The following is an 833-nucleotide window of genomic DNA, read 5'->3' as shown; positions in this document are numbered from 1 at the left end:
GGCGAAGAGGCAGGTGCGTACCTGGCCGTCGGCCGTCAGGCGGGTGCGGTCGCAGGCCGCGCAGAACGGGCGGGTGACGGAGGCGATGACGCCCACCACGTGCGGACCGCCGTCGACGATCCAGCGTTCCGCCGGGGCCGAGCCGCGCTTCTCCTCACCCTCTGCGGTCAGCTCGAAGCGGGTGCGCAGGGAGGTCAGGATGTCCCCGGCGGTGATCATGCCGTCGCGCTTCCAGCCGTGCTGGGCGTCCAGGGGCATCTGCTCGATGAAGCGCAGTTCGTAGTCGTGCTCGACGGCCCAGGCGAGGAGGTCGGGAGCCTCGTCGTCGTTCAGGCCCGGCATCAGGACGGAGTTGACCTTGACCGGGGTCAGGCCGGCCTCGCGGGCGGCGTACAGGCCCTCGATGACGTCCTTGTGGCGGTCGCGGCGGGTGAGGGTCTTGAAGACGTCCGGGCGCAGGGTGTCCAGCGAGACGTTGACCCGGTCCAGGCCCGCCGCCTTCAGGGCGGACGCGGTGCGCCTGAGGCCGATGCCGTTCGTCGTGAGGGACATCTGGGGGCGGGGCTCCAGGGCCGCGACCCGCTCCACTATGCCGACCAGACCGGGGCGTAGCAGGGGCTCACCACCGGTGAAGCGGACTTCCTCGATGCCGAGGGAGGTCACGGCGATGTCGATCAGGCGGACGATCTCGTCGTCCGTGAGCAGGTCGGGCTTGGCCAGCCACTGCAGGCCCTCCTCGGGCATGCAGTACGTGCACCGCAGGTTGCAGCGGTCCGTCAGCGAGACCCGCAGGTCGGTGGCCACTCGGCCGTAGGTGTCGATGAGCACGTGGG

1 protein-coding gene is annotated in these 833 nt (G+C 70.7%); it reads right to left on the bottom strand.

Features of this window, described 5'->3' with window-relative positions:
• On the bottom strand, nt 1–828 hold an 828-nt coding region (gene moaA, locus ADK36_RS09495), incomplete at its 3' end, for a GTP 3',8-cyclase MoaA (RefSeq protein ID WP_063784513.1).
• Nucleotides 829–833: the final 5 nt, after the last annotated feature.

Source organism: Streptomyces viridochromogenes, assembly GCF_001270495.1.
GTDB lineage: Bacteria > Actinomycetota > Actinomycetes > Streptomycetales > Streptomycetaceae > Streptomyces > Streptomyces viridochromogenes_A.
This window is presented reverse-complemented; position numbering and strand designations above follow the sequence as displayed.